Here is a 25791-nt window from a genome sequence, read left to right on the forward strand (position 1 = left end):
ATTGTAGTCAGCAGGGAAGGGAGAAAAATGGAGGAATTATGGAACACGGTCGGGATTATTCTGAATGGCGGCCCGCTTTGCGAGGCGCTACGCAACTCTCATCGGTGAAAATCGTTAACGCGCCGGAGTGCGGTAAAGTGGCGGCACGGCAATGAAGATAAGCCACCGATTTCAGCAGGACGCTGAAACGGGAAAGCCCCTCCCGAGGAAGGGGCCAAAATAAGGAAAGGGTTATGATGAAGGTAGTCATCATACTGGTGATACTCTTAGTGATTAGCTTCCAGGCTTACTAAGACACCAGGGGGAGGAGGAATCCTCCCTAACCCTCACTCCTGACGTTAAGCCACATCAAGAATAATGTCAATCCATCAGCGCTGGGCTTGCGAGGCGCTTAGCGGAAAACGACCTCTGCCCAGCGAGCCAGTCCTGCGGTGACGGAGCCGAAATCATCGCCGCCAGCGACGGGTATGCCCGGTAACTGTTCGGAAAGCGCTTTTTTAATCAATGGCGAACGGGCGCTGCCGCCGGTCAGATAGATGACATCCGGTTTTTCCTGCGCGCTGTCCAGCGCCAGTTGCACCTGTTCCAGAATACGCGTCAGCGGTTGATCCAGCGCCGCTTCCAGTCCTTGCTGGCTGATAGCGACCGCCAGGTCGTCGCTGATAAATGGCAGCCTCGCCGTAACATCCGCCTGGCCGGAAAGGGCGATTTTGCTCTCTTCCGCGCAGCGTACCAGGCGGTAACTAAGCCGCTGACGCCAGACCTTGAGCAGCAACGCGACCTTGTCTGCTTCACGCGCGTTGCGAACCAAATCGTTCAACAGACGACCATTCGCGCTACTGTAAAAATCGCTTTGCGCCGGGACGTCGTTAATCGCGACGGCGTTCCACCATGGCAGCACCGGCAGGGCGATACCTTTTTCGGTTTCGCCGCCCATGCCCAGCAAAGGCATCAGATTTTTAAAGGCCAGCGCGATATCCAGATCGTTTCCGCCCACGCGGCAACCGCTGTGCCCCAACAGGCTGTTTTCACGATCGGCGCGCTGACGCCACTGCGGCCCCATCAGCAGCATGGAACAGTCGGTGGTGCCGCCGCCAATATCCACGACAAGCACACGCTTCTCTTCCCGCAGCGTAGCCTCGTAGTCCAGGCCCGCCGCAACCGGTTCATACTGGAATACCACCTCCTGAAAACCGGCGCGTTTTGCCGCCCGCTCCAGAATACCCTGCGCCTGGCGGTTCGCGTCATCGCCGCCCAGTCCCTGAAAGTTGATCGGGCGACCGATTACCGCCTGGGTAATGGCCTCCGGCAATTGGCTGTGCGCCGTATGACGAATATGTACCATCATGGCGCAGACCAAATCTTCAAACAGCGCGACCTGCTGCGGTTTCAGGCCGCTGGCGCCTAAAAAGGATTTCGGCGATTTGACAAACCAGACCTCCTGGGGATCGTCAATATAGTGCGCCAGCGACGCCAGACCAAACTGTACGCTTTGCGCGCCAACCTCAATATCTTCCTCGCGGTTGTAGCGTATCGCGCGGCGTAGCAGCGCCTGGGTTTCTTCGTCCGTTGCCGGCACATCATGATGGCGATACAGCCACTCGCTCACCGCTTCGCGCGTCGGCGCGCACAGCATAGACGGCAGTAATGCGCTGTTATTCTCCATTGTCAGCAACTGTGGATGCCCGTCGCGCATAATGGCGACCGAGCAGTTTGCCGTACCGTAATCAAATCCGATAAACACCTTAAAATCCCCATGCCAGTGAAGAAGGGGCGTGACTTTAGCGAAATGTCGTCGCGGCGACAACTGGAATATGAAAGCAAGGCGTTACGTGCGATTAGCGTTTATGCTGAAAGGTCAAATAAAGGAGAAAAGTATGTTTACCCTGAGCTGGCAGCCGCCTTACGACTGGTCGTGGATGTTGGGCTTTCTTGCCGCGCGTGCGGTGGACGGCGTGGAAACAGTAGGCGAGGGCTTTTATGCGCGCAGCCTGGTGGTGGGCGAGCATCGCGGACTGGTCAGCGTGAGGCCCCATCTGCCCACCCACACTGTGCAGGTTAGCGTGAGCGCCGGATTACTTCCCGTCGCGCCGGCGTGTCTGGCGAAGGTTTCGCGTCTGTTTGATCTTGACTGCCAGCCCGCGCAGGTTGCCGCCGTGCTGGGGCCACTGGGCGAGGACAGACCGGGGCTGCGTTTACCGGGATCGGTTGATACGTTTGAACAAGGCGTGCGGGCGATACTGGGGCAACTGGTGAGTGTCGCGATGGCGGCAAGGTTGACGGCGAAAGTGGCGCGCCGCTATGGCGAGGCGTTGCCGGATGCGCCCGATTATGTCTGTTTTCCCGGTCCGGAAACGCTGGCGTTGGCCGATCCGCTGGCGCTGAAAGCTCTGGGGATGCCGCTGCGGCGCGCCGAAGCGCTGATTCATCTGGCGCAGGCGACGCTGGCGGGAAAACTGGCGCTCGCCGCGCCGCCGGATATTGAGCAGAGCGTTAAAAATTTACAAACGTTTCCGGGAATTGGCCGCTGGACGGCGAACTATTTCGCCCTGCGCGGTTGGCAGGCAAAAGATATCTTTTTACCCGATGATTACTTAATTAAGCAGCGCTTTGCCGGGATGACGGCCGCGCAGATCCGTCGCTACGCGGAGCGCTGGAAACCGTGGCGTTCCTACGCGCTACTGCATATCTGGTATACCCACGGCTGGCAACCGTCAATGGATAGCGAAGTAACTGGTATTCAGTAACAAATCCAGCGGTTGCGCTTCAGCGATAGTGTCGCCATAAATCAGATCCACGCCAATACGGGAGAGCGTATCCAGCACCTGTGGGTTTTGTACCGGCCCGGCGAGCGTTTTGATGTCCAGATGTTGGGCGTGTCCCTGGATGATCGAGGTCAGCATTTCATCCATTAAACTTTCATGAACGTTGGCGATAAGGTCGCTATCCAGCAGTAAATAATCGGCGATATGCGGGGGCAGTAAATTAAACAGCTGTAAATCGCGCCCGACATGGCTGAGAATCACCTGGCAGCCGCGTTGCCGCAGTTTTCGCAGAGTCGCAGCGGCGGTCTGCGCCTGCTTAACGATAACGTCAGCCGGGATAATCAGATGTAATAACCGTGGCGGTAGTGGGCTATGCTCCAGTTGTTCCAGCAGCTCATCAATAAGGGTCGCGCTGTATAATCCCGCGGCGGACAGCGGCAGCGCAACGCTTAATCCCTTGCTGGCGACGGCGGTCGCCGCATGGTGGAAAAACTCATGGAATACCCGTCGGTCAAGCGCGTGATGCAGCGCGGAGTCGGCTAACCCTGCCCGGAACGCGCGCTCTTCCATCACTTCCCCTTCGCTGGTCCACAGCCTGAGTGAGACCAGCCAAAAGCTGGTGGCCTCCGGCGTACGCGGCGGCGCGACGTTTCTGGCAAGCATCAGCAGGTGGTTATTTTTAATCATATGCCACTGTTCTTCCAGCGGCATCATTCCCTTTGAGGAGGTTAATGCGTGCTGCGGTTCGTACACGGTCAGACGGCCTCGACCGCTATTTTTCGCGGCGTAGCAGGCAATATCGGCCTGAGACACGACCTCTGTGAGCTGGCAGTTATGTTCATTTATCATTGTGATCCCGGCGCTGGCGCCGATCCGATGCAGGCGTCCTTCCCACATAAAGTGATATTCATTAACGGCGTTGATAAGCCGCGTCACGATAAAACGCGCGCTGTCACTATTACAATCCGGCAGCAACAGGCCAAACTCATCGCCACCCAGACGGGCCAGAAGATCGCCGGATCGAAGCATACTGAGCATCAGTGACGCGAGCTCGCGCAATAAGGCATCGCCGGCGGCATGTCCCGCGCTGTCGTTAACCGCTTTAAAACGGTCCAGATCGATAAACACCAGCGCATGATGTTGAGGCGATTCCTGTATTGTTTGCAGGCGCTGTTGAAGCTGTTTTTCAAAACTGGCACGGTTGGCAAGATGGGTGAGGGCGTCATGCGTTGCGCTGTAGCTGAGCTGGCGTAACATTTTTCGTGATTCGGTAACGTCCTGGATAACCAGAACCGAACCAATCTTATCGCCATCAAGTGTACTGAGCGGCGTGATACTGTAATGAATATCGTAGCTGCCGCCGTTATGACAATGAAGCACTATCTCCTGTTCCATGTCCGATCGCGACCTGTCGGCGCGATAAATATCCTCCAGCAGCGGCCCCTTATCACCTGACGTAATGCGCAGAACCGTTAATAATGGCGTGCCTAAAGCATCCTCTTGCCGCCAGCCGCTCATCTTCTCGGCGATCGGGTTCATAAAGGTGATATTCATCGCGACATCAATACACACCACCGCTTCTCCGATAGAGTCAAGCGTGATGTGCAACCGTTCTTTTTCCTGAAACAGCGCGTCGTTTGCCTGTGTAATACGCTCCATCAACCGCTGGTTTTCCTGCTCGCTTTGCTTGAGATCGTTAATATCTTCGATCTGAGCAATAAAATAGAGAGGTTTATTGTCTTTATGACGAACCAGCGAGACGGCTAGTAGCGCCCAGACGACATCGCCGTTGCGGGTGTAGTAGCGTTTTTCCATGGAATAGCTATTGATGTCGCCGCGCACCAGCATGTTTAGCTGTTCAAGGTCATTATTCAGGTCTTCCGGCCAGGTCAATTGCTGAAATGTCATCGTGCGTAATTCATCCTGGCTATAGCCAAGAAAATGGCTCAGAGATTTATTGACCTGTAGCCACTGACCCTCCGTACCGACCAGCGCCATACCAATGGCGGAATACTCCATCGCGTTGCGAAAGCGGGATTCGCTCTCGGTGATATGTTTACGCTCCGTGCGAAACGCGTACATCACCATCGTCATCATATTGGCAGGCAGCAGGATCATTAAAAAAGGCAGCCACGGCATATTAACCATCACGTCGGTTTTCGGCGTGGCGAGTAGCGTGGGGTCATTGGCCAGCATGAGCGAGACCACGATAACGGTAGATAAAAAAATTAAAAACGCCTCCATTCGCGGCAGGCGCACCGCACTCCACATCAACAGGACGATAACGCACGTAAACGGCCACGGAATATAGCGCATAGCGAGCCAGCTTAGCGCCAGCGTAATGACCAGCGTCAATAGCGTTTCCAGCAACAGATGCGGGTCGCGATGACGCAACAGATAGTGTGGTTTAAACAGTAAACCTAACGGCACCAGCGTCAGCGCGCCGATGGCTTCCGATAATACCCAAATCAGAAACGCTTTCGAGGCGACCGCTTCCGGCGCTATCAGCCAAAATAACAGGCCGCCGAGTAGCGGCGGAATCACGGCGCTGCCGATAGCCAGACGAAACCAGTCATTCAAATTTTGTAAGGGGTTGTAGCTGGGGAGCAGTTTTCGCAGCAGTATCGCGCCGGTGGCCGCCTCGATAATATTTATTGCCGTCCAGCTAAAGTTAAGCGAGGCGGCCGGAAATAAAGTCAGTGAGGCGCCGATGCTGCCGAGCGAGCAGGCGACCGCGATCCCAGGCCACAGACGGCCCGCATGGCGGTAAAACGCGACCATCATAATGGAGGTGGGGAACCACAGCGGCGCGAGTTGGGTGCCGACACGCGATAATACGAGCGAAAAGAGCGTAAAGACAAACGCAACCAGGCCTAAACTGACCAGACGCAATAGCGGGTGGTGGACGGTAACGAAAACATGTTGGGATGGTTTACTCATTACCACTCTATCCGAATCGCCGGTAACGTCGCGGAATACCGGACGCGTCAGTTTACTCTGTGATTATGCTAGTATAAACGCGTAATGATTTATACGCTGGCTGAATATAAATTGTGGCTCCCGGCGTATTCCTCCTCCAGACGGGTCGATAAATCCGCTGTCCGCGTTAAAACTGAACGCTTTTACGTCGCGACGTCGAATGCGCCGCTAACAAATTCACCGTGGCATAGCGCCGGACTGGTATCGCGCTGCTGAAATCCCTATAATTGCCGCGTTTGGCGTTTCGGCGCCCCCCTTCCTTACATCCAGGTTAATCAGGTCGCTAAATTTATGACTGATCAGTCTCATCAGTGCGTCATTATCGGTATCGCTGGCGCATCGGCTTCCGGCAAGAGTCTTATTGCCAGTACCCTTTACCGCGAATTGCGTGAACAAGTGGGTGACGAACATATTGGCGTTATTCCCGAAGACAGTTATTACAAAGATCAAAGCCATCTGTCGATGGAAGAACGCGTAAAAACTAACTATGACCATCCGAATGCGATGGATCACAGCCTGCTATTTCAGCATCTTCAGGCGCTCAAGCGCGGTTCGGCGATTGAATTACCGGTATACAGTTATGTTGAGCATACCCGTATGCAGGAAACGGTTCGCGTAGAACCGAAGAAAGTGATTATTCTTGAAGGTATTCTGTTACTGACCGACGCGCGTTTGCGTGAAGAGATGAACTTCTCTATTTTTGTCGATACGCCGCTGGATATCTGTTTGATGCGCCGTATCAAACGCGATGTGAACGAGCGTGGTCGCTCAATGGATTCGGTGATGGCGCAATATCAGAAAACGGTGCGTCCGATGTTCCTGCAATTTATTGAGCCTTCCAAACAATATGCGGATATTATCGTGCCGCGCGGCGGTAAAAACCGCATCGCTATTGATATTCTGAAAGCGAAAATCAGCCAGTTCTTTGAATAAATCTGGCGAATTGTGTACCGTTCAGTGATAACCTGGTTAGCCCTTGATGTGCTTGATTTAAGGGCTTGATGCGCGAAAGGAGAAAGTGCCATGCGTTTATGCGACCGAGATATTGAAGCCTGGCTGGATGAAGGCCGTTTGTCTATCACCCCGCGACCTCCCGTAGAGCGCATTAACGGCGCGACGGTCGATGTACGTCTTGGCAATAAATTTCGAACCTTCCGTGGCCATACGGCGGCGTTTATCGATCTGAGCGGGCCGAAAGATGAGGTCAGCGCGGCGCTGGATCGCGTGATGAGCGATGAAATCGTTTTGCCGGACGGCGAGGCATTTTATCTGCACCCGGGCGAGTTGGCGCTGGCAGTCACCTTTGAATCCGTTACCCTGCCGCCGGATTTAGTGGGCTGGCTGGATGGTCGTTCCTCGCTGGCGCGTCTGGGACTGATGGTGCATGTGACGGCGCACCGTATCGATCCCGGCTGGTCGGGCTGCATTGTGCTTGAGTTTTACAACTCCGGGAAGCTGCCGCTGGCGTTGCGTCCGGGTATGCTCATCGGCGCGCTGAGCTTTGAGCCGCTGTCAGGCCCGGCGGCGCGGCCTTATAACCGCCGTCAGGATGCCAAATATCGCGATCAGCAGGGCGCTGTCGCCAGCCGGATTGATAAAGACTGAGCCATTCGGCGCAATACTGCCGGTCCATTGAGGGTAGCATGAGACGATTTCTGACGACGCTGATGATTCTCCTGGTCGTGCTGGTGGCCGGATTCTCTGCGTTGGTATTGTTGGTCAATCCGAATGATTTCCGCGCCTATATGGTGCAGCAGGTTGCCGCGCGTAGTGAATATCAGTTGCAACTGGACGGGCCGCTGCGCTGGCACGTATGGCCGCAACTCAGCATCCTTTCCGGGCGAATGACGCTAACGGCGCGAGGCGCCAGCGAACCGCTGGTGCGGGCTGACAATATGCGCCTGGATGTCGCTTTATGGCCGCTGTTGAGTCATCAGCTTCATGTTAAGCAGGTGATGCTGAAAGGCGGGGTGATTCAATTGACGCCGCAAACGGAAGCGGTACGCAGTGATGATGCGCCGGTCGCGCCGAAAGATAATACCTTGCCGGACGTAGCGGAAGATCGCGGCTGGTCGTTTGATATTCGTAGCCTGCGCGTTGCCGATAGTGTGCTGGTTTTCCAGCATGAAAATGATGACCAGGTCACGGTGCGCGATATTCGTCTGAATATGGAACAAGATGCCGAGCATCGCGGCACGTTTGATTTTTCGGGACGCGTGAACCGCGATCAGCGGGATCTTGCTTTATCGTTCAGCGGAACGGTGGATGCTTCCGATTACCCGCATAATTTAACCGCGGGTATTGAGCAACTGCGCTGGCAATTGCAGGGCGCGGATTTACCGGCGCAGGGGATTGAGGGGCAGGGACAATTACAGGCGCAGTGGCAGGAAGCGCAAAAACGTCTTTCATTTAACCATTTAAATTTAACGGCGAATGACAGTTCTCTGACCGGACACGTTCAGGTAACGCTGGCGGAGCAGCCGGAATGGCAAATTGACCTCCAGTCCAGCAAGCTTAATCTGGACAACCTGTTGCCGCATCATAGCACCGTGGCTCAGACGGGCGGCGCGGTGTCGCAGGGGCAAAATACGCTCCCCCTGACCAGGCCAGTTATCGCGTCGCGTGTTGGTGCGCCGCCTTATCAGGGGCTGCAAAGCTTTACGGCGGAGATTGCTTTACAGGCGGATTCAGTTCGCTGGCGGGGAATGGACTTTACCCAGGTTTCGACGAAGATGTCTAATCAGGCCGGATTGCTGGATATCACCGAGTTGCAGGGGAAACTGGCCGACGGAGAGATGTCGCTGCCCGGCACGCTGGACGCCCGCACCGCCAGTCCGCGCATCGAATTCCACCCTCGCCTCAACCATGTTGAGATTGGGACTATCCTGAAAGCCTTCAATTATCCGATTAGCCTGACCGGTAAGATGTCGCTGGTTGGCGATTTCTCCGGGGCGGATATTGACGCAGAGGCATTTCGCCATAGCTGGAAAGGAAAAGCGCATGTTGACATGAGCAATACGCGCCTTGAAGGAATGAATTTCCAGCAACTGGTGCAGCAGGCCGTAGAGCGAAGCGGCGGCGACGCGCAGCAGTCGCAGGAAAATATGGACAACGCGACCCGACTGGATCGCTTCACGACCGATCTGACGCTAAATAAGGGCACGCTGACGCTCGACGACATGGTCGGGCAATCTTCTATGCTGGCGTTAACCGGCAGCGGAACGCTGGATCTGGTTAAGCAGAGCTGTGATACGCAATTTAATCTGCGTGTGCTGGGCGGCTGGAACGGCGATAGCAACCTGATCACCTTCCTGAAAGAGACGCCGGTGCCGCTGCGCGTCTATGGCAAGTGGCAGGAGCTGAACTATACCCTGCAAGTGGATCAGTTATTGCGTAAGCATTTACAGGATGAGGCAAAGCGTCGGCTCAATGACTGGGCGGATCGCAATAAAGATACCCGCAACGGTAAAGATGTGAAGAAACTGCTGAATAAGCTGTAGTTTTTGGCCAAAGGGCAGAGCCGGATGGCGAGGCTAACGCGCTTCCGGCCTGCCTGGTAAGCAGGCCGGGGCAGGCGAACAGACGTTACATCTCCGAGTCTGGCTCGCCGTTATGCAGCGGAATTAACTGCACTTTCTGCACTCGATGGCTTTCTACCTGCAATGTTTTCAGCAAATAATCGCCCACCTGAACCTCTTCACCGGTTTGCGGTATGCGTTGCAAATATTCCATCAATAATCCGGCAATCGTATGGTATTCCCGTTTTTCATCCAGCGGTAGCGGCACGTACTGCACCAAATCCTCCAGCGGCATATGGCCGTTTGCTGTCCAGGAACCGTCCGGGTTCTTCTGAATATCGTGGCGGGCGTCAATTTCCTCGACTTCATTCGGCAGATTACCGGCAATAGTCTCCATGACATCGCTTAATGTCACAATGCCTTCAACCGAGCCAAACTCATCTACGACAAAGGCAAAATGGGTTCTGGCGTTACGGAACTGCTCCAGCGCAGGCAGCAGCGGCAATGTTTCCGGGAAAACCAGCGGTTGGCGAATCAGCGCCCGCAGGTTGAGCGGTTCGCCGCGCAGCGATTGTTGCAACAGATCGATGACGTGGACGACGCCGAGTAAATCTTCCTGTTCATTTTCACCCGTCACGACCAGACGCGTATGCTGGTTCTTTTCCAGCAGAGCGCGGATTTCCGCTTCCGGCGCGTTGAGATCGATATGCTCGATATCGTGACGCGACGTCATGATGCTACTTACGGTGCGCTGGTTGAGATTCAGCACCCGCTCAATCATCCTGCGCTCCTGCGGATTAAAAATCTGGCTGTCGTCATGGTCTGCCAGCATCGCGGCGGTTTCCGCATCCAGTTCGGCATCCTCTTTTTTACCGCTAATCAGCCGCATCACGGCCTCCGTTGTGCGCTGGCGCAGCGTATGGTTAGCGGAAAGAAAACGGCGGCGGTTAAAAATAGCCAGTTGGTTGAGCGCCTCGATCATCACCGAGAAGCCGATAGCCGCGTACAGATACCCTTTCGGAATGTGGAAACCAAACCCTTCCGCCACCAGGCTAAAGCCGATCATTAGCAGGAAGCTAAGGCACAAAATGACAATGGTGGGATGGTTGTTCACAAATCGGGTCAGGGACTTGCTGGCGAGCAGCATCAGGCTAATGGCGATTATCACTGCCGCCATCATGACCGCCAGGTGATCGACCATCCCCACGGCGGTAATCACGGAGTCGAGAGAAAAGATAGCGTCCAGCACCACGATTTGCGCGACCACCGCCCAGAATTTCGCCCCCTTACGCTGGGTAGGGTTGGCGCTATCTTTCCCTTCCAGCCGTTCGTTGAGCTCCATGGTGGCTTTAAAGAGCAGGAAGAAGCCGCCGAACAGCATAATCAGATCGCGGGCGCTGAAGCTTAACGCCTGTACGCTAAAGAGCGGCTTAGTCAAGGTGACCAGCCACGAGATTGACGCCAGCAGCAGCAGGCGCATGATCATCGCCAGTATCAGGCCGGTAATGCGCGCGCGGTCGCGCTGCCCCGGCGGTAGTTTTTCAGCGAGGATGGCAATAAAGACCAGGTTATCAATGCCGAGAACAAGTTCGATAACGATTAACGTTACCAGTCCGGCCCAGATTGACGGATCGGCAATCCATTCCATAGTAAGAGCAATACCTTCTGTAATATGACAATTGTCACAATTCGATCATGGATAATACGGCGGAAAAATGCAATGCCGCAGAGCAATTTATCTTTGTTACGCGGCTATAAAATAACTTTAAAATAGCCGTAATGTTTCTGTCGGAAACTAAATAATGTCAAGAATATATTTAGGAAATATCGCAGGTGGAGTGGAGTAAATAAATATTGTCAACATCAATAAAATCCTAAAATCATCTGTTAATTCATTTAATATTAATCTTAAAAATATAGAATGGCGGGTTTGTTACCTTGCCTGTCATTAGGTTAGCTGCAACAATTCTTGCAGGATTAAGATAGCGCTCTTAAATATCCTGTCACGACATCGAGAAAACTATTAATACGTAACCTTTATTTCGCTGAAGATTTTTATCTGAACGAGGATGAAATCGGAGGGGAATGCGAAAATTTAGAATAATCAGTGTATTGGTAGCTAAGAAGCCAGGGGCGGTAGCGTGCCTGAAAGCCTGAATATAAGCCTTTATTATTCTGTCAATAGCCTGCGGATGAATTGATTTTTTTTCAGAATGATGCCAGTTAATTTTCTCTGCCATTAACTGCAAGGTAAATGTGCACGGACGAAGCCGCTATTTAAATTGCACAGGATAATGACTCTGCCAAAGTGATAAATAATCAATGATGAAATCCAAAATGAAATTGATGCCATTATTGGCGTCGCTCAGCTTGATAAGTGGTTGCACAGTACTTCCGGGCAGCAATATGTCTACGATGGGGAAAGATGTGATCAAACAGCAAGACGCTGACTTTGATCTCGACCGGATGGTCAATGTGTATCCGCTGACGCCACGGCTGGTTGAGCAATTACGCCCGCGGCCCAATGTCGCGCAACCGAATATGTCGCTGGACCAGGAGATCGCCAGCTATCAGTATCGCGTCGGGCCTGGCGATGTGCTGAATGTCACCGTCTGGGATCACCCGGAATTGACCACGCCAGCGGGCCAGTACCGTAGCTCAAGCGATACCGGCAACTGGGTTCAGCCGGACGGCACCATGTTTTATCCCTACATTGGCAAGGTTAGCGTCGTCGGTAAAACTTTGTCAGAGATTCGCAGCGATATTACCGGGCGTTTAGCGAAGTACATCGCGGACCCGCAGGTGGATGTCAATATCGCCGCTTTCCGCTCGCAAAAAGCGTACATCTCCGGCCAGGTGAATAAATCCGGTCAGCAGGCCATTACTAACGTACCGCTAACCGTCCTGGATGCGATTAACGCTGCGGGCGGCCTGACCGATATGGCGGACTGGCGCAACGTCGTGCTGACGCACAACGGCAAAGAACAGCGCATTTCGCTACAGGCGCTGATGCAAAATGGCGATCTTAGCCAGAACCGCTTGCTCTACCCTGGCGACATTCTGTATGTGCCGCGCAATGACGATCTGAAAGTCTTTGTCATGGGCGAAGTGAAAAAACAGAGCACCCTCAAAATGGATTTCAGCGGCATGACGCTCACCGAAGCATTAGGCAATGCGGAAGGCATCGATCTGACCACCTCCAACGCCAGCGGCATTTTTGTGATTCGTCCGTTGAAAGGCGAGGGGGGACGCGGCGGCAAGATCGCCAATATCTACCAGCTTGATATGTCTGACGCCACGTCATTGGTGATGGCGACGGAATTCCGACTTCAGCCTTACGATGTGGTGTACGTCACGACCGCGCCGGTTGCTCGCTGGAACCGTCTGATCAATCAGTTGCTGCCGACCATTAGCGGTGTCCGTTATATGACGGATACGGCCAGCGACATTCATTCCTGGTAATCGTTATGTTTAACAAAATATTAGTGGTCTGTGTGGGGAATGTTTGCCGTTCTCCGACGGCGGAACGTTTGCTAAAGCGCTTTCATCCCTCGCTGACGGTTGCGTCCGCCGGATTAGGCGCGCTGGTCGGCAAAGGCGCCGATCCTGCGGCGGCGAGCGTGGCGAGCGCCCACGATCTGTCTTTGGAAAATCACTGCGCAAGGCAAATTTCCGCGCGTCTGTGCCGGGAATATGACCTGATTCTGACGATGGAGAAACGTCACATCGCCGCCCTGTGCGACATTGCGCCGGAAATGCGCGGCAAGGTAATGCTGTTTGGTCACTGGGACAGCGAGCGTGAAATACCGGACCCGTATCGCAAAAGCCGCGATGCGTTTGAGGCGGTGTACACATTACTGGAAAGGTCTGCCCGCCAGTGGGCGCAGGCACTGAATGCAGAGCAGGGAAAACCATGACAGAAAAAGTAAAACAATCTGCGGCGGTTACGGGTAGCGATGAAATCGATATCGGGCGTCTGGTCGGAACGGTGATTGAAGCGCGTTGGTGGGTGTTGGGGACGACGGCCATATTTGCGCTGTGCGCGGTAATTTATACGTTCTTCGCCACGCCCATCTATAGCGCCGATGCGCTGGTGCAGATTGAACAAAACGCCGGTAATTCGCTGGTACAGGATATCAACAGCGCATTAGCGAATAAGCCGCCGGCTTCCGATGCGGAAATTCAGCTCATTCGATCGCGTCTGGTGCTGGGGAAGACCGTTGACGATCTGGATCTGGATATTGCCGTCACCAAAAACACCTTTCCGCTCTTCGGCGCCGGGTGGGAACGGCTGATGGGGCGTCACAATGAAATGGTGAAAGTCACGACATTCACCCGACCAGAGACGATGAGCGGACAGATCTTCACCCTCAAAGTGCTGGGCGACAAACGTTATCAGTTGGTTAGCGACGGCGGATTTAGCGCGCAGGGCGTTGTGGGCCAGCCACTCAATAAAGACGGCGTGACGATGCAGGTAGAGGCGATTGACGCCCGTCCTGATACAGAATTTACGGTGAGTAAATTCTCAACGCTTGGCATGATTAATAACCTGCAAAATAACCTCACCGTAACGGAAACCGGCAAAGATACCGGCGTTCTGAGCCTGACGTTCACGGGAGAGGATCGCGACCAGATCCGCGAAATTCTCAACAGTATTACCCGTAACTATCTGCAACAGGATATTGCGCGGAAATCTGAAGAGGCGGGGAAGAGCCTGGCGTTTCTGGCAAAACAACTGCCGGAAGTCCGCAGCCGTCTGGATGTGGCGGAAAACAAGCTAAACGCTTTCCGCCAGGATAAAGACTCGGTGGATTTACCGCTGGAGGCGAAGGCGGTGCTCGATTCGATGGTTAATATCGACGCCCAGTTGAATGAGTTGACGTTTAAAGAGGCGGAAATTTCCAAGCTCTTTACCAAAGCGCATCCGGCTTACCGCACCCTGCTGGAAAAACGTAAAGCGCTGGAAGATGAAAAAGCCAAACTGAACGGGCGGGTGACGGCGATGCCGAAAACCCAGCAGGAGATTGTGCGTTTGACCCGCGATGTGGAGTCCGGCCAGCAGGTTTATATGCAACTGCTTAATAAACAGCAGGAGCTGAAAATCACCGAAGCCAGCACCGTTGGCGACGTGCGCATCGTTGACCCGGCGATTACCCAGCCGGGCGTGCTAAAGCCGAAAAAGGCGTTGATTATTCTCGGCAGCATTATTCTGGGATTAATGTTATCGATTGTCGGCGTGCTGCTGCGCTCGCTGTTTAATCGCGGTATTGAAAGCCCGCAGGTGCTGGAGGAGCACGGGATCAGCGTCTATGCCAGTATTCCGCTGTCGGAATGGCAAAAAGCGCGCGATAGCGTCAAAACCATTAAAGGAATTAAGCGTTACAAGCAGAGCCAACTGCTGGCGGTGGGCAATCCGACCGATCTGGCGATTGAGGCGATTCGCAGCCTGCGCACCAGCCTGCATTTCGCCATGATGCAGGCGCAAAATAATGTACTCATGCTCACAGGCGTCAGCCCCTCTATCGGCAAAACCTTTGTTTGCGCCAACCTGGCGGCCGTCATCAGCCAGACGCATAAACGGGTATTACTGATCGACTGCGATATGCGTAAGGGCTACACCCATGAACTGCTCGGCACCAATAACGTGGACGGCTTATCTGACATTCTGGCGGGCAAAGGCGAGATAGCCTCCTGCGCGAAACCCACGGCGATCGCTAATTTTGATCTTATTCCGCGCGGTCAGGTGCCGCCTAATCCATCGGAACTGCTGATGAGCGAGCGCTTCGGCGAGCTGATCGCCTGGGCAAGCAGCCGCTACGATCTGGTATTAATCGACACGCCGCCGATTCTGGCCGTGACGGACGCCGCGATTGTGGGTCGTCACGTCGGGACGACGCTGATGGTGGCGCGTTATGCCGTCAACACTTTAAAAGAGGTGGAAACCAGTCTGAGCCGTTTTGACCAGAATGGCATTCAGGTCAAAGGCGTCATTCTCAACTCCATTTTCCGCCGGGCGACGGGCTACCAGGATTATGGCTATTACGAGTATGAATACCAGTCAGATTCCAAATAAAAAATAAGGCGTGCCGGATGGCGCGGCCTGTGACTGTAGGCCGGACAAGCGTAGCGCCATGCGGCAAAACTATCTGGGGAATAAGCATGACAACAGACAATCCGCTGATCTCAATTTATATGCCAACCTGGAACAGGCAGCAGTTGGCTATCCGGGCGATTAAATCAGTACTACGTCAGGACTACCGTCACTGGGAGATGATCATCGTGGATGATTGCTCCTCGTCTTATCAGCAGCTACAACAATTTGTTGAGGAGCTGAACGACCCGCGCGTTCGTTATACTCATAACGCCATGAATACTGGCGCCTGCGCGGTACGCAATCAGGCCATTATGCAGGCGCAAGGACACTATATTACCGGTATTGATGATGACGATGAATGGACGCCCAACCGTCTGAGCGTGTTTCTGGCCCATAAACACCAGTTAACTACACACGCCTTTTTGTATGCCAACGACTATGTGTGCGAGGGCGAGGTCTACTCTCAGCCTGCCAGCCTGCCGCTGTATCCGAAATCCCCTTATTCGCGCCGCTTATTCTACAAGCGCAATATTATTGGCAATCAGGTTTTTACCTGGGCCTGGCGTTTTAAAGCGTGTTTGTTCGATACCGAACTCAAGGCGGCGCAGGACTACGACATTTTTCTGCGCATGGTGGTGGAGTATGGCGAACCGTGGAAAGTCGAAGAGGCGACGCAAATTTTACATATCAACCACGGCGAGATGCAGATTACCTCTTCGCCGAAAAAGTTCTCCGGCTATTTCCATTTTTATCGTAAGCACAAAGATAAATTCGATCGCGCCAGCAAAAAATACCAGCTTTTTACGCTGTACCAAATTCGCAATAAGCGAATGACCTGGCGCACGTTGCTGACGTTGCTCTCCGTGCGTAATAGCAAACGTCTGGCGGCCGGGCTGCGGGGGCGATAACGATGCTGGAAGACTTACGCGCGAATAGCTGGAGCTTACGCCCCTGTTGCATGGTGCTGGCCTACCGTATCGCTCATTTTTGTTCCGTCTGGCGCAAAAAGAATGTGCTGAATAATCTGTGGGCTGCGCCGGTGCTGGTGCTGTATCGCGTGATCACGGAATGCCTGTTCGGGTATGAAATCCAGGCCGCCGCGACCATTGGTCGGCGGTTCACTATCCATCATGGTTACGCGGTAGTGATCAACAAACATGTCGTCGCCGGCGACGATTTTACCATTCGCCACGGCGTCACCATTGGCAATCGCGGCGCGGACAGCCTGGCTTGTCCGGTGATCGGTAACGGCGTTGAGCTGGGGGCGAATGTCATCCTGCTTGGCGATATTACTATCGGTAATCACGTCACGATTGGCGCGGGTAGCGTGGTGCTTGACAGTATTCCGGACCATGCGCTGGTGGTGGGAGAAAAAGCACGGGTGAAGGTCAGCACATGAATATTCTGCAATTTAATGTACGGCTGGCGGAAGGCGGCGCGGCGGGAGTGGCGTTGGATCTCCATCTGCGGGCATTGCAAAAAGGGCTGACGTCACGTTTTGTCTATGGTTATGGCAAAGGCGGAAAAAAAAGCGTCAGTCACCACCGCTATCCGCAGGTGATAAAACAGACGCCGCGCGGCACGGCAATCGCTAATATCGCGCTGTTTCGTTTCCTGAATCGCGATCTGTTTGGCAATCTCGACAATCTTTACCGCACGGTTATCCAGACATCCGGCCCGCTGGTGCTGCATTTTCATGTTCTCCACAGTTACTGGCTAAACCTGGCGGACATCGTGATGTTTTGCGAAAAAGTCAAAGCGCAAAAACCGGACGTCACGCTGGTCTGGACGTTGCACGATCACTGGAGCGTCACCGGGCGTTGCGCCTTCACCGACGGTTGCGAGGGCTGGAAAAGCGGCTGCCAAAAATGTCCGACCCTAAGCAATTATCCGCCGGTCAGGGTGGATCGGGCGCACCAGCTTATTGGCGGCAAACGTCAGCGCTTTCGGGACATGCTGCGGCTGGGCTGCCGGTTTATTTCACCGAGCCAGCACGTGGCCGAGGCCTTTAACAGCGTTTATGGCGCGGGGCGCTGCCAGATTATTAACAACGGTATCGATCTGGCGACCGAGGCGATTCTCGCGCAGCTATCACCTGTGCCGCTGAATCCGGGCAAACCGCGAATTGCCATTGTGGCGCATGACTTGCGTTACGACGGCAAAACTGACCAGCGTCTGGTACACGACATGATGGCGCTGGGCGAAAAAATTGAACTGCACACCTTTGGTAAATTTTCGCCTTTTACCGGCCAAAACGTTGTTAATCACGGTTTTGAAACCGATAAGCGTAAATTAATGAGCGCGCTCAATGAGATGGATGCGCTGGTCTTTAGCTCGCGGGTCGATAACTATCCGCTGATCTTGTGTGAAGCGCTCTCGATCGGCGTACCGGTGCTCGCTACCCACAGCGAGGCGGCGCAGGAGGTGCTGGCGAAATCCGGCGGCCAGACCTTTGCCGCTACAGATGTACTGCGCCTGGCGCAGCGGCGTAAGCCAGAGATTGCTCAGGCGGTATTTGGCACAACACTGGACGCCTTTCGTATGCGTAGCCGCGTCGCGTACAGCGGTCAACAGATGCTGGAGGAGTATGTCTCGTTCTATCAGAATCTGTAGCTATCTGCTGCTGCCGCTGATCTACCTACTGGTCAATGTCAAGATTGCCCAACTGGGGGAAAGCTTTCCCATTACCATCGTCACTTTTTTACCTCTGTTGCTGCTGTTATTTGTGGAACGCATTAGCGTAAAAAAATTGATGATCGCCTTAGGCATCGGCGCGGGGCTTACGGCATTTAACTTCCTGTTCGGCCAGTCGCTGAATGCCGGTAAATATGTCACGTCCACGATGCTGTTTGTCTATATTGTGGTCATTATCGGGATGGTCTGGAGTATCCGATTCAAAACCATTTCCGCGCATAACCACCGAAAGATTTTGCGTTTTTTTTATCTGGTGGTGGGTATGGTGTTCGCGCTCGCCGCGGTTGAGATGGCGCAAATTATCCTTACCGGCGGCAGCAGTATTATGGAAGGAATTTCGAAATATCTCATTTACAGTAATAGCTATGTACTGAACTTCATAAAATTTGGCGGTAAGCGTACCACTGCGCTTTATTTTGAACCGGCATTTTTCGCTTTGGCACTAATCTCAATTTGGCTGAGCATCAAACAGTTTGGTATCAAAACACCGAAAAGCGATGCTATGATTCTGGCAGGGATAATATTATCAGGATCATTTTCAGGGGTAATGACCTTTATCCTGTTTTATCTTCTGGAGTGGGCGTTCCAATATTTGAATAAGGATGCGATAAAGAAAAAACTTCCACTGGCGCTGGTCTCATTAACCCTGTTTTTGGTTGGGGTAATTATTGCATTTCCTTATATCGCGACACGACTTGGCGATTTAGGGACGGAAGGCTCATCTTCTTATTATCGTATTGTGGGACCGTTAGTCATGGTCGGATATTCCTTGACCCATATTGATGGTGTAGTCAGATTTGGCTCACTTTATGAATATGTCGCATCATTCGGAATCTTTAACGGTGCGGATGTCGGGAAAACCATAGACAATGGATTGTATCTACTGATTATTTATTTTTCCTGGTTCGCAGTGCTAATGACGCTGTGGTATATGGGGAAAGTTTTAAAAATGGCGCTAAATGCGTTTGGCGATAATCGCAATTTTCGGGTACAGCTCTATCTTTTTACGCCGGTGTCGCTGTTTTTTACCGGTTCAATATTTAGCCCGGAATATGCTTTTTTAATCGTCTGTCCGTTCATTTTGCGCAAGGCGTTAAAAATTTCATAACGGGGTGGTGGCATGTTTTTAAGCGTCGTTACCGTCGCCTTTCGCAATTACGAAGGGGTGGTAAAAACCTGGCGCTCGCTGCGCAATCTGGCACGCGATCCGGGTCTGTCATTTGAATGGATCGTAGTGGACGGCGGTTCGGAGGACGGCACGCGCGAATTTCTGCAAAAACGTCACGGTGAGTTTAACCTGCGTTTTATCAGTGAAAAGGATCGCGGTATTTATGATGCCATGAACAAAGGCATTGCGCTGGCGCAGGGGCGCTATACCCTGTTTCTTAATTCCGGTGATGCGTTCCATGATGATGCCGCGCTGTTTGTCCGCCAACTGGCGCGACAAAAGGGCGAGGCGATGTATATTGGCGACGCGCTGCTGGATTTCGGCGGCGGGCATAAAATACGCCGGAAGGCTAAACCCGGGTATTATATCTACCATAGTTTGCCAGCCAGCCATCAGGCGATATTTTTCCCGACGGCAGCGTTAAAAAAGTATCCTTATGATCTGCAATATCATGTCTCTTCAGATTATGCGCTGGCGGCCCGTCTCTATAAAGCAGGCTATCCTTTTCGGCGAATTAATGGACTGGTATCTGAGTTTTCGATGGGCGGCGTGTCAACCTCGAATAATCTGGAATTATGTCAGGATGCAAAAAACGTACAGCGAAAAATATTACGTGTGCCAGGATTTTGGGCGCAATTATCCTATTTATTACGTCTGAAAACGACGGGTAAAACAAAAGCGCGGTATAACAAAGTCTAATCACCGGGAGTTATTATGCAGGATCTTAGCGGCTTTACGGTGCCGAAGGGGTTCCGCGGCGCTAATGCGCTAAAAGTACAATTATGGTGGGCGGTACAGGCGACATTATTCGCCGGGTCGCCGCAAATATTGTATCGCTGGCGAGCCTTTTTGCTGCGTCTGTTTGGCGCCAAAATTGGAAAGAATGTGGTTATCCGACCGTCAGTAAAAATTACCTATCCGTGGAAATTAACCATCGGCGATTATGCCTGGGTAGGCGACGACGCTGTGTTATATACGTTGGGTGAAATTAATATTGGCGCACATGCGGTCATTTCACAAAAAGGGTATTTGTGTACCGGTAGCCATGATTATACCAGCGCCCATTTCGATATTAACGCCGCGCCGATTGTTATTGGCGAAAAATGTTGGCTGGCAACCGATGTTTTTGTCGCGCCCGGCGTGACGATAGGTCATGGCACCGTCGTCGGCGCGCGCAGCAGCGTATTTAAATCATTACCGGCAAATGCGATTTGTCGGGGCAATCCCGCAGTGGTAACGCGCCAGCGCGTTCAGAAAGTTACTCCCTAACGGGACTATTTGAGGAAATGAAAATGTCAAAAGTCGCTCTCATTACTGGCGTAACCGGACAGGATGGGTCTTACCTGGCAGAATTTCTGCTGGAAAAAGGGTACGAGGTGCATGGTATCAAGCGCCGCGCGTCATCGTTTAATACCGAGCGCGTGGACCATATTTATCAGGACCCGCACAGCTGCAACCCGAAATTTCATCTGCATTATGGCGACCTGACCGATGCCTCCAACCTGACCCGCATTTTACAGGAAGTGCAGCCGGATGAGGTCTACAACCTGGGCGCGATGAGCCACGTGGCGGTGTCGTTTGAGTCGCCGGAATATACCGCCGATGTGGATGCGATGGGCACGCTGCGCCTGCTGGAGGCGATCCGCTTCCTCGGTCTTGAAAAGAAAACGCGGTTCTACCAGGCCTCCACCTCTGAACTGTACGGTCTGGTGCAGGAAATTCCGCAGAAAGAGACCACGCCGTTCTACCCGCGTTCCCCCTATGCGGTGGCGAAACTATACGCCTACTGGATCACCGTCAACTACCGTGAATCCTACGGTATTTACGCCTGTAACGGCATTCTGTTTAACCACGAGTCCCCGCGTCGCGGCGAAACCTTCGTCACCCGTAAGATCACCCGCGCCATCGCCAATATCGCCCAGGGACTGGAGTCCTGCCTGTATCTCGGCAACATGGACTCGCTGCGCGACTGGGGTCATGCGAAAGATTACGTGCGGATGCAGTGGATGATGTTACAGCAGGAGCAGCCGGAAGATTTCGTGATTGCCACCGGCGTGCAGTATTCCGTACGCCAGTTTGTGGAGCTGGCGGCGGCGCAACTGGGGATAAAACTGCGCTTTGAAGGCGAAGGCATTAATGAGAAAGGGATCGTGGTATCCGTTACCGGACACGATGCTCCGGGCGTGAAACCGGGGGATGTGATTGTGGCCGTTGATCCGCGTTATTTCCGTCCGGCGGAAGTGGAAACCCTGCTGGGCGACCCGTCCAAAGCGCATGAGAAACTGGGCTGGAAACCGGAAATCACCCTGTCGGAGATGGTCTCCGAGATGGTGGCGAACGATCTGGAGGCCGCGAAAAAACACTCACTGCTGAAATCTCACGGTTACGAGGTGGCCATCGCGCTGGAGTCCTGAGAATGAACAAGCAACGAATTTTTGTGGCGGGCCATCGCGGGATGGTGGGTTCCGCCATTGTACGGCAGCTTGCGCAGCGCGGCGACGTGGAACTGGTACTTCGCACCCGCGATGAGCTGGATCTGCTCGACGGGCGTGCGGTACAGGCGTTCTTTGCCGGGGCGGGTATCGACCAGGTTTATCTGGCGGCGGCGAAAGTGGGCGGCATTGTCGCCAACAACACGTATCCGGCGGATTTTATCTATGAAAACATGATGATAGAGAGCAACATTATTCACGCCGCGCACCTGCACAACGTGAACAAACTGCTGTTTCTCGGTTCGTCCTGTATCTATCCGAAACTGGCAAGGCAGCCGATGGCGGAAAGCGAGCTGCTGCAGGGAACGCTGGAGCCGACCAACGAGCCGTATGCCATCGCCAAGATCGCCGGGATTAAACTGTGCGAGTCCTACAACCGCCAGTACGGTCGCGACTACCGTTCGGTGATGCCGACCAACCTGTACGGCCCGCATGACAATTTCCATCCGGACAATTCACATGTGATCCCGGCGCTGCTGCGCCGCTTTCATGAGGCCGCGCAGAGCCACGCGCCGGAGGTGGTAGTGTGGGGCAGCGGCACGCCGATGCGCGAATTTCTGCACGTTGACGATATGGCGGCGGCCAGTATTCACGTGATGGAGCTGGCGCGCGAAGTGTGGCAGGAGAACACCGCCCCGATGCTGTCGCACATTAACGTCGGCACCGGCGTGGACTGCACCATCCGCGAGCTGGCGCAGACTATCGCAAAGGTGGTGGGTTACCAGGGCCGGGTGGTGTTCGACGCCGCGAAGCCGGACGGCACGCCGCGTAAATTGCTCGACGTCACGCGCCTGCATCAGCTTGGCTGGTATCACGAAATTTCACTGGAGGCAGGGCTTGCCGGTACTTACCAGTGGTTCCTTGAGAATCAGCAACGGTTCCGGGGGTGACAATGTTTTTACGTCAGGAAGATTTCGCCGCCGTGGTGCGGGCGACGCCCCTCATCTCCCTCGATTTCATCGTGGAAAACGGCCTGGGGGAAATTTTACTGGGCCAGCGTCTCAACCGTCCGGCGCAGGGCTACTGGTTTGTGCCGGGGGGGCGGGTGTGCAAAGACGAAACGCTGGAGGCCGCCTTTGCACGGCTGACGCAGGCGGAACTGGGCGTGCGTCTGCCGCTGGCGGCAGGGACGTTTTATGGCGTCTGGCAGCACTTCTATGACGACAACTTTTCCGGTGAGGATTTTTCAACTCACTACATCGTGCTCGGCTTTCGTCTGCGCGTGGCGGAGAGCGATTTACGCCTGCCTGATACCCAGCATGGCAGTTACCGCTGGCTGACACCGGAACAGCTGCTGGCAAGCGATAATGTTCATGAGAACAGTCGGGCCTACTTCTCTCCTGACGCGCCGGCGGTGGGCCTATGAAGATCCTGGTCTATGGCATTAACTATTCACCGGAACTGACCGGTATCGGCAAATATACCGGCGAAATGGTGGCGTGGATGGCGCAGGAAGGCCATGAGGTGCGGGTCATTACTGCGCCGCCGTACTACCCGCAGTGGAAGGTCGGTGAGCGCTATTCCGCCTGGCGCTATCGCCGGGAAGAGGGCGAGGCTACCGTCTGGCGCTGCCCGCTGTATGTGCCGAAACAGCCCTCCACCCTAAAACGACTGCTTCATCTGGGGAGCTTTGCATTGAGCAGTTTTTTCCCACTGATGGCGCAGCGTCGCTGGAAGCCGGATCGGATTATCGGCGTTGTACCGACGCTCTTTTGTACGCCGGGAATGCGCCTGCTGGCGACACTCTCCGGCGCGCGTACCGTTCTGCATATTCAGGATTACGAAGTGGACGCCATGCTCGGCTTAGGAATGGCGGGAAAAGGCAAGCGCGGCAGCGTAGCGCGGTTAGCGACGGCCTTTGAACGCAGCGCGCTGCGTAACGTTGATAATGTTTCGACCATCTCTCGCTCCATGATGAATAAAGCGCGGGAAAAGGGCGTCGCGGCGGAAAAAATCCTCTTTTTTCCGAACTGGTCGGAAGTGGCGCGCTTTCAGGACGTTAATGACGCTGACGTGACGGCTTTGCGTCAGCAGCTTGGCTTGCCAGAGGGCAAAAAAATTGTGCTCTATTCCGGCAATATCGGCGAAAAACAAGGGCTGGAAAAGGTAATTGACGCCGCGGAACGATTACGCGATCGACCGCTGATTTTCGCGATTGTCGGCCAGGGGGGCGGCAAGGCGCGGCTGGAGAACATGGCCCGCGAACGCGGCCTGCCAAATATTAAATTCCTCCCGCTGCAGCCTTACGACGTCTTACCCGCGCTGCTGAAAATGGGCGACTGCCATCTGGTGGTGCAAAAGCGCGGCGCGGCGGATGCGGTACTGCCCTCCAAGCTGACTAACATTCTGGCGGTCGGCGGTAATGCGGTGATTACCGCTGAGCCGCACACCGAATTAGGACAACTTTGCGCGCGCTATCCGGGCATCGCCGTTTGCGTGGAGCCGGAGTCGACCGACGCGCTGGTCAACGGGATTAGCCAGGCGCTCGCCATGCCGAAAAACAACACGACGGCACGTGAATACGCCGAACGCACGCTCAATAAAGAGAACGTGCTACGCCAATTTATTGCAGATATTCGGGGATGATAATGCGTCAGACAAAACTTTACCCGGTTGTGATGGCCGGTGGCTCCGGTAGCCGATTGTGGCCGCTTTCTCGCGTGCTTTATCCAAAACAGTTTCTGTGCCTGAAAGGCGATCTCACCATGCTGCAAACCACCATTTGCCGTCTGAACGGCGTGGAGTGCGAAAGCCCGGTGGTTATCTGCAACGAACAGCACCGTTTTATCGTTGCTGAACAGCTCCGCCAGCTCAATAAACTGACGGAGAACATTATTCTTGAGCCCGCCGGGCGCAATACCGCGCCGGCGATTGCGTTGGCGGCGCTGGCGGCGACGCGCCAGCATACGGACTGCGATCCGCTGATGCTGGTACTGGCGGCGGATCATGCAATCGCCAATGAAGAGGCCTTCCGCGACGCGGTGCGCGGCGCCATGCCCTATGCCGACGCGGGCAAACTGGTGACCTTCGGTATCGTGCCGGATCTGCCGGAAACCGGCTATGGCTATATCCGGCGCGGTGATGTCGTGCCGGGCGCGACGGATGCGGTGGCTTTTGAGGTGGCGCAGTTCGTTGAGAAGCCGGGGCTGGAAACCGCCCAGGCCTACGTCGCCAGCGGCGATTACTACTGGAACAGCGGCATGTTTCTGTTCCGCGCCGGACGCTATCTGGAAGAGCTGAAAAAGTTCCGCCCCGATATTCTGGCCGCCTGTGAACAGGCGATGCGCGGCGTCGATCCGGATCTTGACTTCATTCGCGTGGATGAAGAGGCCTTCCTCGCCTGTCCGGAAGAGTCCATTGACTACGCGGTGATGGAGCGGACGGCGGACGCGGTGGTGATGCCAATGGACGCGGGCTGGAGCGATGTCGGCTCGTGGTCCTCGCTGTGGGAAATCAGCGCCCACACCCCGGAGGGAAACGTCCACCACGGCGACGTCATCAGCCATAAAACGGAAAACAGCTACGTTTACGCCGAATCCGGTCTGGTGACCACCGTCGGCGTGAAGGATCTGGTGGTGGTGCAGACCAAAGACGCCGTGCTGATTGCCGATCGCCACGCGGTGCAGGACGTGAAAAAGGTGGTGGAGAAGATCAAGGCCGACGGACGCCATGAGCACCACATGCACCGCGAGGTTTACCGTCCGTGGGGCAAATACGACTCCATCGACGCGGGCGAGCGCTATCAGGTGAAGCGTATTACCGTCAAGCCGGGGGAAGGACTGTCGGTGCAGATGCACCATCACCGCGCCGAGCACTGGGTGGTGGTGGCGGGGACCGCCAGAGTCACCATCAACGGCGAGGTTAAGCTGCTCGGTGAAAACGAGTCCATCTATATTCCGCTGGGGGCGACCCACTGCCTGGAAAATCCGGGAAAAATACCGCTCGATTTAATTGAAGTTCGTTCCGGCTCGTATCTCGAAGAGGACGACGTGGTGCGGTTCGAGGACCGTTACGGGCGGGTCTGACGCCTGCAACGGTGCCCGGTAAGCGCAACGCGCCATCCGGCAATGAATAACAATAA

Annotated in this window: 22 protein-coding genes; 19 read left to right on the plus strand and 3 right to left on the minus strand. The window is 54.4% G+C overall.

Annotated features, from left to right (window positions below; genetic code table 11):
- Positions 1-233 precede the first annotated feature (233 nt).
- Positions 234-293: a type I toxin-antitoxin system Ibs family toxin gene (ibsA, locus tag ACLJR2_RS13610; RefSeq protein WP_001805500.1), complete on the plus strand. Its 60-nt coding sequence runs from the start codon at positions 234-236 to the stop codon at positions 291-293.
- Between the two features lie 98 nt (positions 294-391).
- On the opposite strand, the gene yegD is transcribed toward ibsA, so the two are convergent.
- Positions 392-1744 (minus strand): molecular chaperone, encoded by a 1353-nt coding sequence (gene yegD / locus ACLJR2_RS13615; protein WP_000469629.1) that lies wholly within the window; start codon positions 1742-1744, stop codon positions 392-394.
- A 133-nt stretch (positions 1745-1877) separates the two neighbouring features.
- Here yegD and alkA point away from each other — a divergent pair, with 133 nt between their 5' ends.
- Complete coding sequence (gene alkA, locus ACLJR2_RS13620) at positions 1878-2747, plus strand: DNA-3-methyladenine glycosylase 2 (protein WP_000494713.1); 870 nt, start codon at positions 1878-1880, stop codon at positions 2745-2747.
- Here the strand turns inward: alkA and ACLJR2_RS13625 are convergent.
- Complete coding sequence (locus ACLJR2_RS13625) at positions 2715-5705, minus strand: MASE1 domain-containing protein (protein ID WP_000042926.1); 2991 nt, start codon at positions 5703-5705, stop codon at positions 2715-2717. The genes alkA and ACLJR2_RS13625 overlap by 33 nt on opposite strands.
- Positions 5706-6035: 330 nt before the next feature.
- On the opposite strand from ACLJR2_RS13625, the gene udk reads away from it, so the two are divergent.
- The 3 genes from udk to asmA all read left to right on the plus strand — a co-directional run bounded on the left by udk (position 6036) and on the right by asmA (position 9244).
- Positions 6036-6677, plus strand: a complete 642-nt coding sequence (gene udk / locus ACLJR2_RS13630; RefSeq protein ID WP_000132082.1) for a uridine kinase — start codon at positions 6036-6038, stop codon at positions 6675-6677.
- Positions 6678-6767: 90 nt separating this feature from the next.
- Complete coding sequence (gene dcd, locus ACLJR2_RS13635; RefSeq protein WP_001234783.1) at positions 6768-7349, plus strand: dCTP deaminase; 582 nt, start codon at positions 6768-6770, stop codon at positions 7347-7349.
- 38 nt (positions 7350-7387) lie between these two features.
- Positions 7388-9244: an outer membrane assembly protein AsmA gene (gene asmA, locus ACLJR2_RS13640; protein WP_001252263.1), complete on the plus strand. Its 1857-nt coding sequence runs from the start codon at positions 7388-7390 to the stop codon at positions 9242-9244.
- Between the two features lie 85 nt (positions 9245-9329).
- Here asmA and ACLJR2_RS13645 read toward each other — a convergent pair whose 3' ends face one another.
- Complete coding sequence (locus ACLJR2_RS13645; protein ID WP_000454714.1) at positions 9330-10910, minus strand: TerC family protein; 1581 nt, start codon at positions 10908-10910, stop codon at positions 9330-9332.
- Positions 10911-11584: 674 nt separating this feature from the next.
- On the opposite strand from ACLJR2_RS13645, the gene ACLJR2_RS13650 reads away from it, so the two are divergent.
- From ACLJR2_RS13650 to cpsB, 14 genes are all read left to right on the plus strand, one after another.
- Positions 11585-12724, plus strand: a complete 1140-nt coding sequence (locus ACLJR2_RS13650) for a polysaccharide export protein (RefSeq protein WP_000978077.1) — start codon at positions 11585-11587, stop codon at positions 12722-12724.
- Positions 12725-12729: 5 nt separating this feature from the next.
- Positions 12730-13179: a low molecular weight protein-tyrosine-phosphatase Wzb gene (wzb, locus tag ACLJR2_RS13655; protein ID WP_000482224.1), complete on the plus strand. Its 450-nt coding sequence runs from the start codon at positions 12730-12732 to the stop codon at positions 13177-13179.
- Positions 13176-15335 (plus strand): tyrosine-protein kinase Wzc, encoded by a 2160-nt coding sequence (gene wzc, locus ACLJR2_RS13660; RefSeq protein WP_000137221.1) that lies wholly within the window; start codon positions 13176-13178, stop codon positions 15333-15335. The genes wzb and wzc overlap by 4 nt, the downstream gene beginning before the upstream one ends.
- Positions 15336-15421: 86 nt before the next feature.
- Positions 15422-16264, plus strand: coding sequence for a colanic acid biosynthesis glycosyltransferase WcaA (gene wcaA, locus ACLJR2_RS13665; protein WP_000205692.1), 843 nt, complete (start codon positions 15422-15424; stop codon positions 16262-16264).
- 2 nt (positions 16265-16266) lie between these two features.
- Complete coding sequence (gene wcaB / locus ACLJR2_RS13670; protein ID WP_000888725.1) at positions 16267-16755, plus strand: colanic acid biosynthesis acetyltransferase WcaB; 489 nt, start codon at positions 16267-16269, stop codon at positions 16753-16755.
- Positions 16752-17969 carry a colanic acid biosynthesis glycosyltransferase WcaC gene (wcaC, locus tag ACLJR2_RS13675; protein WP_001533688.1) on the plus strand — a complete coding sequence of 406 codons (1218 nt, stop codon included), beginning with the start codon at positions 16752-16754 and terminating at the stop codon, positions 17967-17969. The genes wcaB and wcaC overlap by 4 nt, the downstream gene beginning before the upstream one ends.
- Complete coding sequence (gene wcaD, locus ACLJR2_RS13680) at positions 17944-19158, plus strand: colanic acid polymerase WcaD (RefSeq protein WP_000091393.1); 1215 nt, start codon at positions 17944-17946, stop codon at positions 19156-19158. Before wcaC ends, wcaD begins: the two co-directional genes overlap by 26 nt.
- A gap of 12 nt (positions 19159-19170) precedes the next feature.
- Positions 19171-19917: a colanic acid biosynthesis glycosyltransferase WcaE gene (gene wcaE, locus ACLJR2_RS13685; RefSeq protein WP_000480132.1), complete on the plus strand. Its 747-nt coding sequence runs from the start codon at positions 19171-19173 to the stop codon at positions 19915-19917.
- Between the two features lie 15 nt (positions 19918-19932).
- On the plus strand, positions 19933-20487 hold the full coding sequence (gene wcaF / locus ACLJR2_RS13690; protein ID WP_001153595.1) for a colanic acid biosynthesis acetyltransferase WcaF: 555 nt from the start codon (positions 19933-19935) through the stop codon (positions 20485-20487).
- 23 nt (positions 20488-20510) lie between these two features.
- Positions 20511-21632, plus strand: coding sequence for a GDP-mannose 4,6-dehydratase (gmd, locus tag ACLJR2_RS13695; RefSeq protein WP_000048160.1), 1122 nt, complete (start codon positions 20511-20513; stop codon positions 21630-21632).
- 2 nt (positions 21633-21634) lie between these two features.
- Positions 21635-22600: a GDP-L-fucose synthase family protein gene (locus ACLJR2_RS13700; protein ID WP_001041701.1), complete on the plus strand. Its 966-nt coding sequence runs from the start codon at positions 21635-21637 to the stop codon at positions 22598-22600.
- Positions 22601-22602: 2 nt separating this feature from the next.
- Positions 22603-23076: a GDP-mannose mannosyl hydrolase gene (locus tag ACLJR2_RS13705; RefSeq protein ID WP_001533808.1), complete on the plus strand. Its 474-nt coding sequence runs from the start codon at positions 22603-22605 to the stop codon at positions 23074-23076.
- Positions 23073-24296: a colanic acid biosynthesis fucosyltransferase WcaI gene (wcaI, locus tag ACLJR2_RS13710; protein WP_000699634.1), complete on the plus strand. Its 1224-nt coding sequence runs from the start codon at positions 23073-23075 to the stop codon at positions 24294-24296. The genes ACLJR2_RS13705 and wcaI overlap by 4 nt, the downstream gene beginning before the upstream one ends.
- Positions 24293-25735 (plus strand): mannose-1-phosphate guanyltransferase, encoded by a 1443-nt coding sequence (cpsB, locus tag ACLJR2_RS13715; protein ID WP_000605946.1) that lies wholly within the window; start codon positions 24293-24295, stop codon positions 25733-25735. The genes wcaI and cpsB overlap by 4 nt, the downstream gene beginning before the upstream one ends.
- The last annotated feature ends 56 nt before the right edge of the window (positions 25736-25791 follow it).

Origin of the sequence: Salmonella sp. SAL03688 (assembly GCF_046551895.1) — a bacterium.
Taxonomy (GTDB): Bacteria; Pseudomonadota; Gammaproteobacteria; order Enterobacterales; family Enterobacteriaceae; genus Salmonella; species Salmonella enterica.

Bases quoted from the DNA above. Each gene is read 5' to 3' on its own strand.
- alkA (WP_000494713.1), top strand. From the start codon at position 1,878: ATGTTTACCCTGAGCTGGCAGCCGCCTTACGACTGGTCGTGGATGTTG.
- ACLJR2_RS13625 (WP_000042926.1), bottom strand. From the start codon at position 5,705: ATGAGTAAACCATCCCAACATGTTTTCGTTACCGTCCACCACCCGCTA.
- udk (WP_000132082.1), top strand. From the start codon at position 6,036: ATGACTGATCAGTCTCATCAGTGCGTCATTATCGGTATCGCTGGCGCA.
- dcd (WP_001234783.1), top strand. From the start codon at position 6,768: ATGCGTTTATGCGACCGAGATATTGAAGCCTGGCTGGATGAAGGCCGT.
- asmA (WP_001252263.1), top strand. From the start codon at position 7,388: ATGAGACGATTTCTGACGACGCTGATGATTCTCCTGGTCGTGCTGGTG.
- ACLJR2_RS13645 (WP_000454714.1), bottom strand. From the start codon at position 10,910: ATGGAATGGATTGCCGATCCGTCAATCTGGGCCGGACTGGTAACGTTA.
- ACLJR2_RS13650 (WP_000978077.1), top strand. From the start codon at position 11,585: ATGATGAAATCCAAAATGAAATTGATGCCATTATTGGCGTCGCTCAGC.
- wzb (WP_000482224.1), top strand. From the start codon at position 12,730: ATGTTTAACAAAATATTAGTGGTCTGTGTGGGGAATGTTTGCCGTTCT.
- wzc (WP_000137221.1), top strand. From the start codon at position 13,176: ATGACAGAAAAAGTAAAACAATCTGCGGCGGTTACGGGTAGCGATGAA.
- wcaA (WP_000205692.1), top strand. From the start codon at position 15,422: ATGACAACAGACAATCCGCTGATCTCAATTTATATGCCAACCTGGAAC.
- wcaB (WP_000888725.1), top strand. From the start codon at position 16,267: ATGCTGGAAGACTTACGCGCGAATAGCTGGAGCTTACGCCCCTGTTGC.
- wcaC (WP_001533688.1), top strand. From the start codon at position 16,752: ATGAATATTCTGCAATTTAATGTACGGCTGGCGGAAGGCGGCGCGGCG.
- wcaD (WP_000091393.1), top strand. From the start codon at position 17,944: ATGTCTCGTTCTATCAGAATCTGTAGCTATCTGCTGCTGCCGCTGATC.
- wcaE (WP_000480132.1), top strand. From the start codon at position 19,171: ATGTTTTTAAGCGTCGTTACCGTCGCCTTTCGCAATTACGAAGGGGTG.
- wcaF (WP_001153595.1), top strand. From the start codon at position 19,933: ATGCAGGATCTTAGCGGCTTTACGGTGCCGAAGGGGTTCCGCGGCGCT.
- gmd (WP_000048160.1), top strand. From the start codon at position 20,511: ATGTCAAAAGTCGCTCTCATTACTGGCGTAACCGGACAGGATGGGTCT.
- ACLJR2_RS13700 (WP_001041701.1), top strand. From the start codon at position 21,635: ATGAACAAGCAACGAATTTTTGTGGCGGGCCATCGCGGGATGGTGGGT.
- ACLJR2_RS13705 (WP_001533808.1), top strand. From the start codon at position 22,603: ATGTTTTTACGTCAGGAAGATTTCGCCGCCGTGGTGCGGGCGACGCCC.
- wcaI (WP_000699634.1), top strand. From the start codon at position 23,073: ATGAAGATCCTGGTCTATGGCATTAACTATTCACCGGAACTGACCGGT.
- cpsB (WP_000605946.1), top strand. From the start codon at position 24,293: ATGATAATGCGTCAGACAAAACTTTACCCGGTTGTGATGGCCGGTGGC.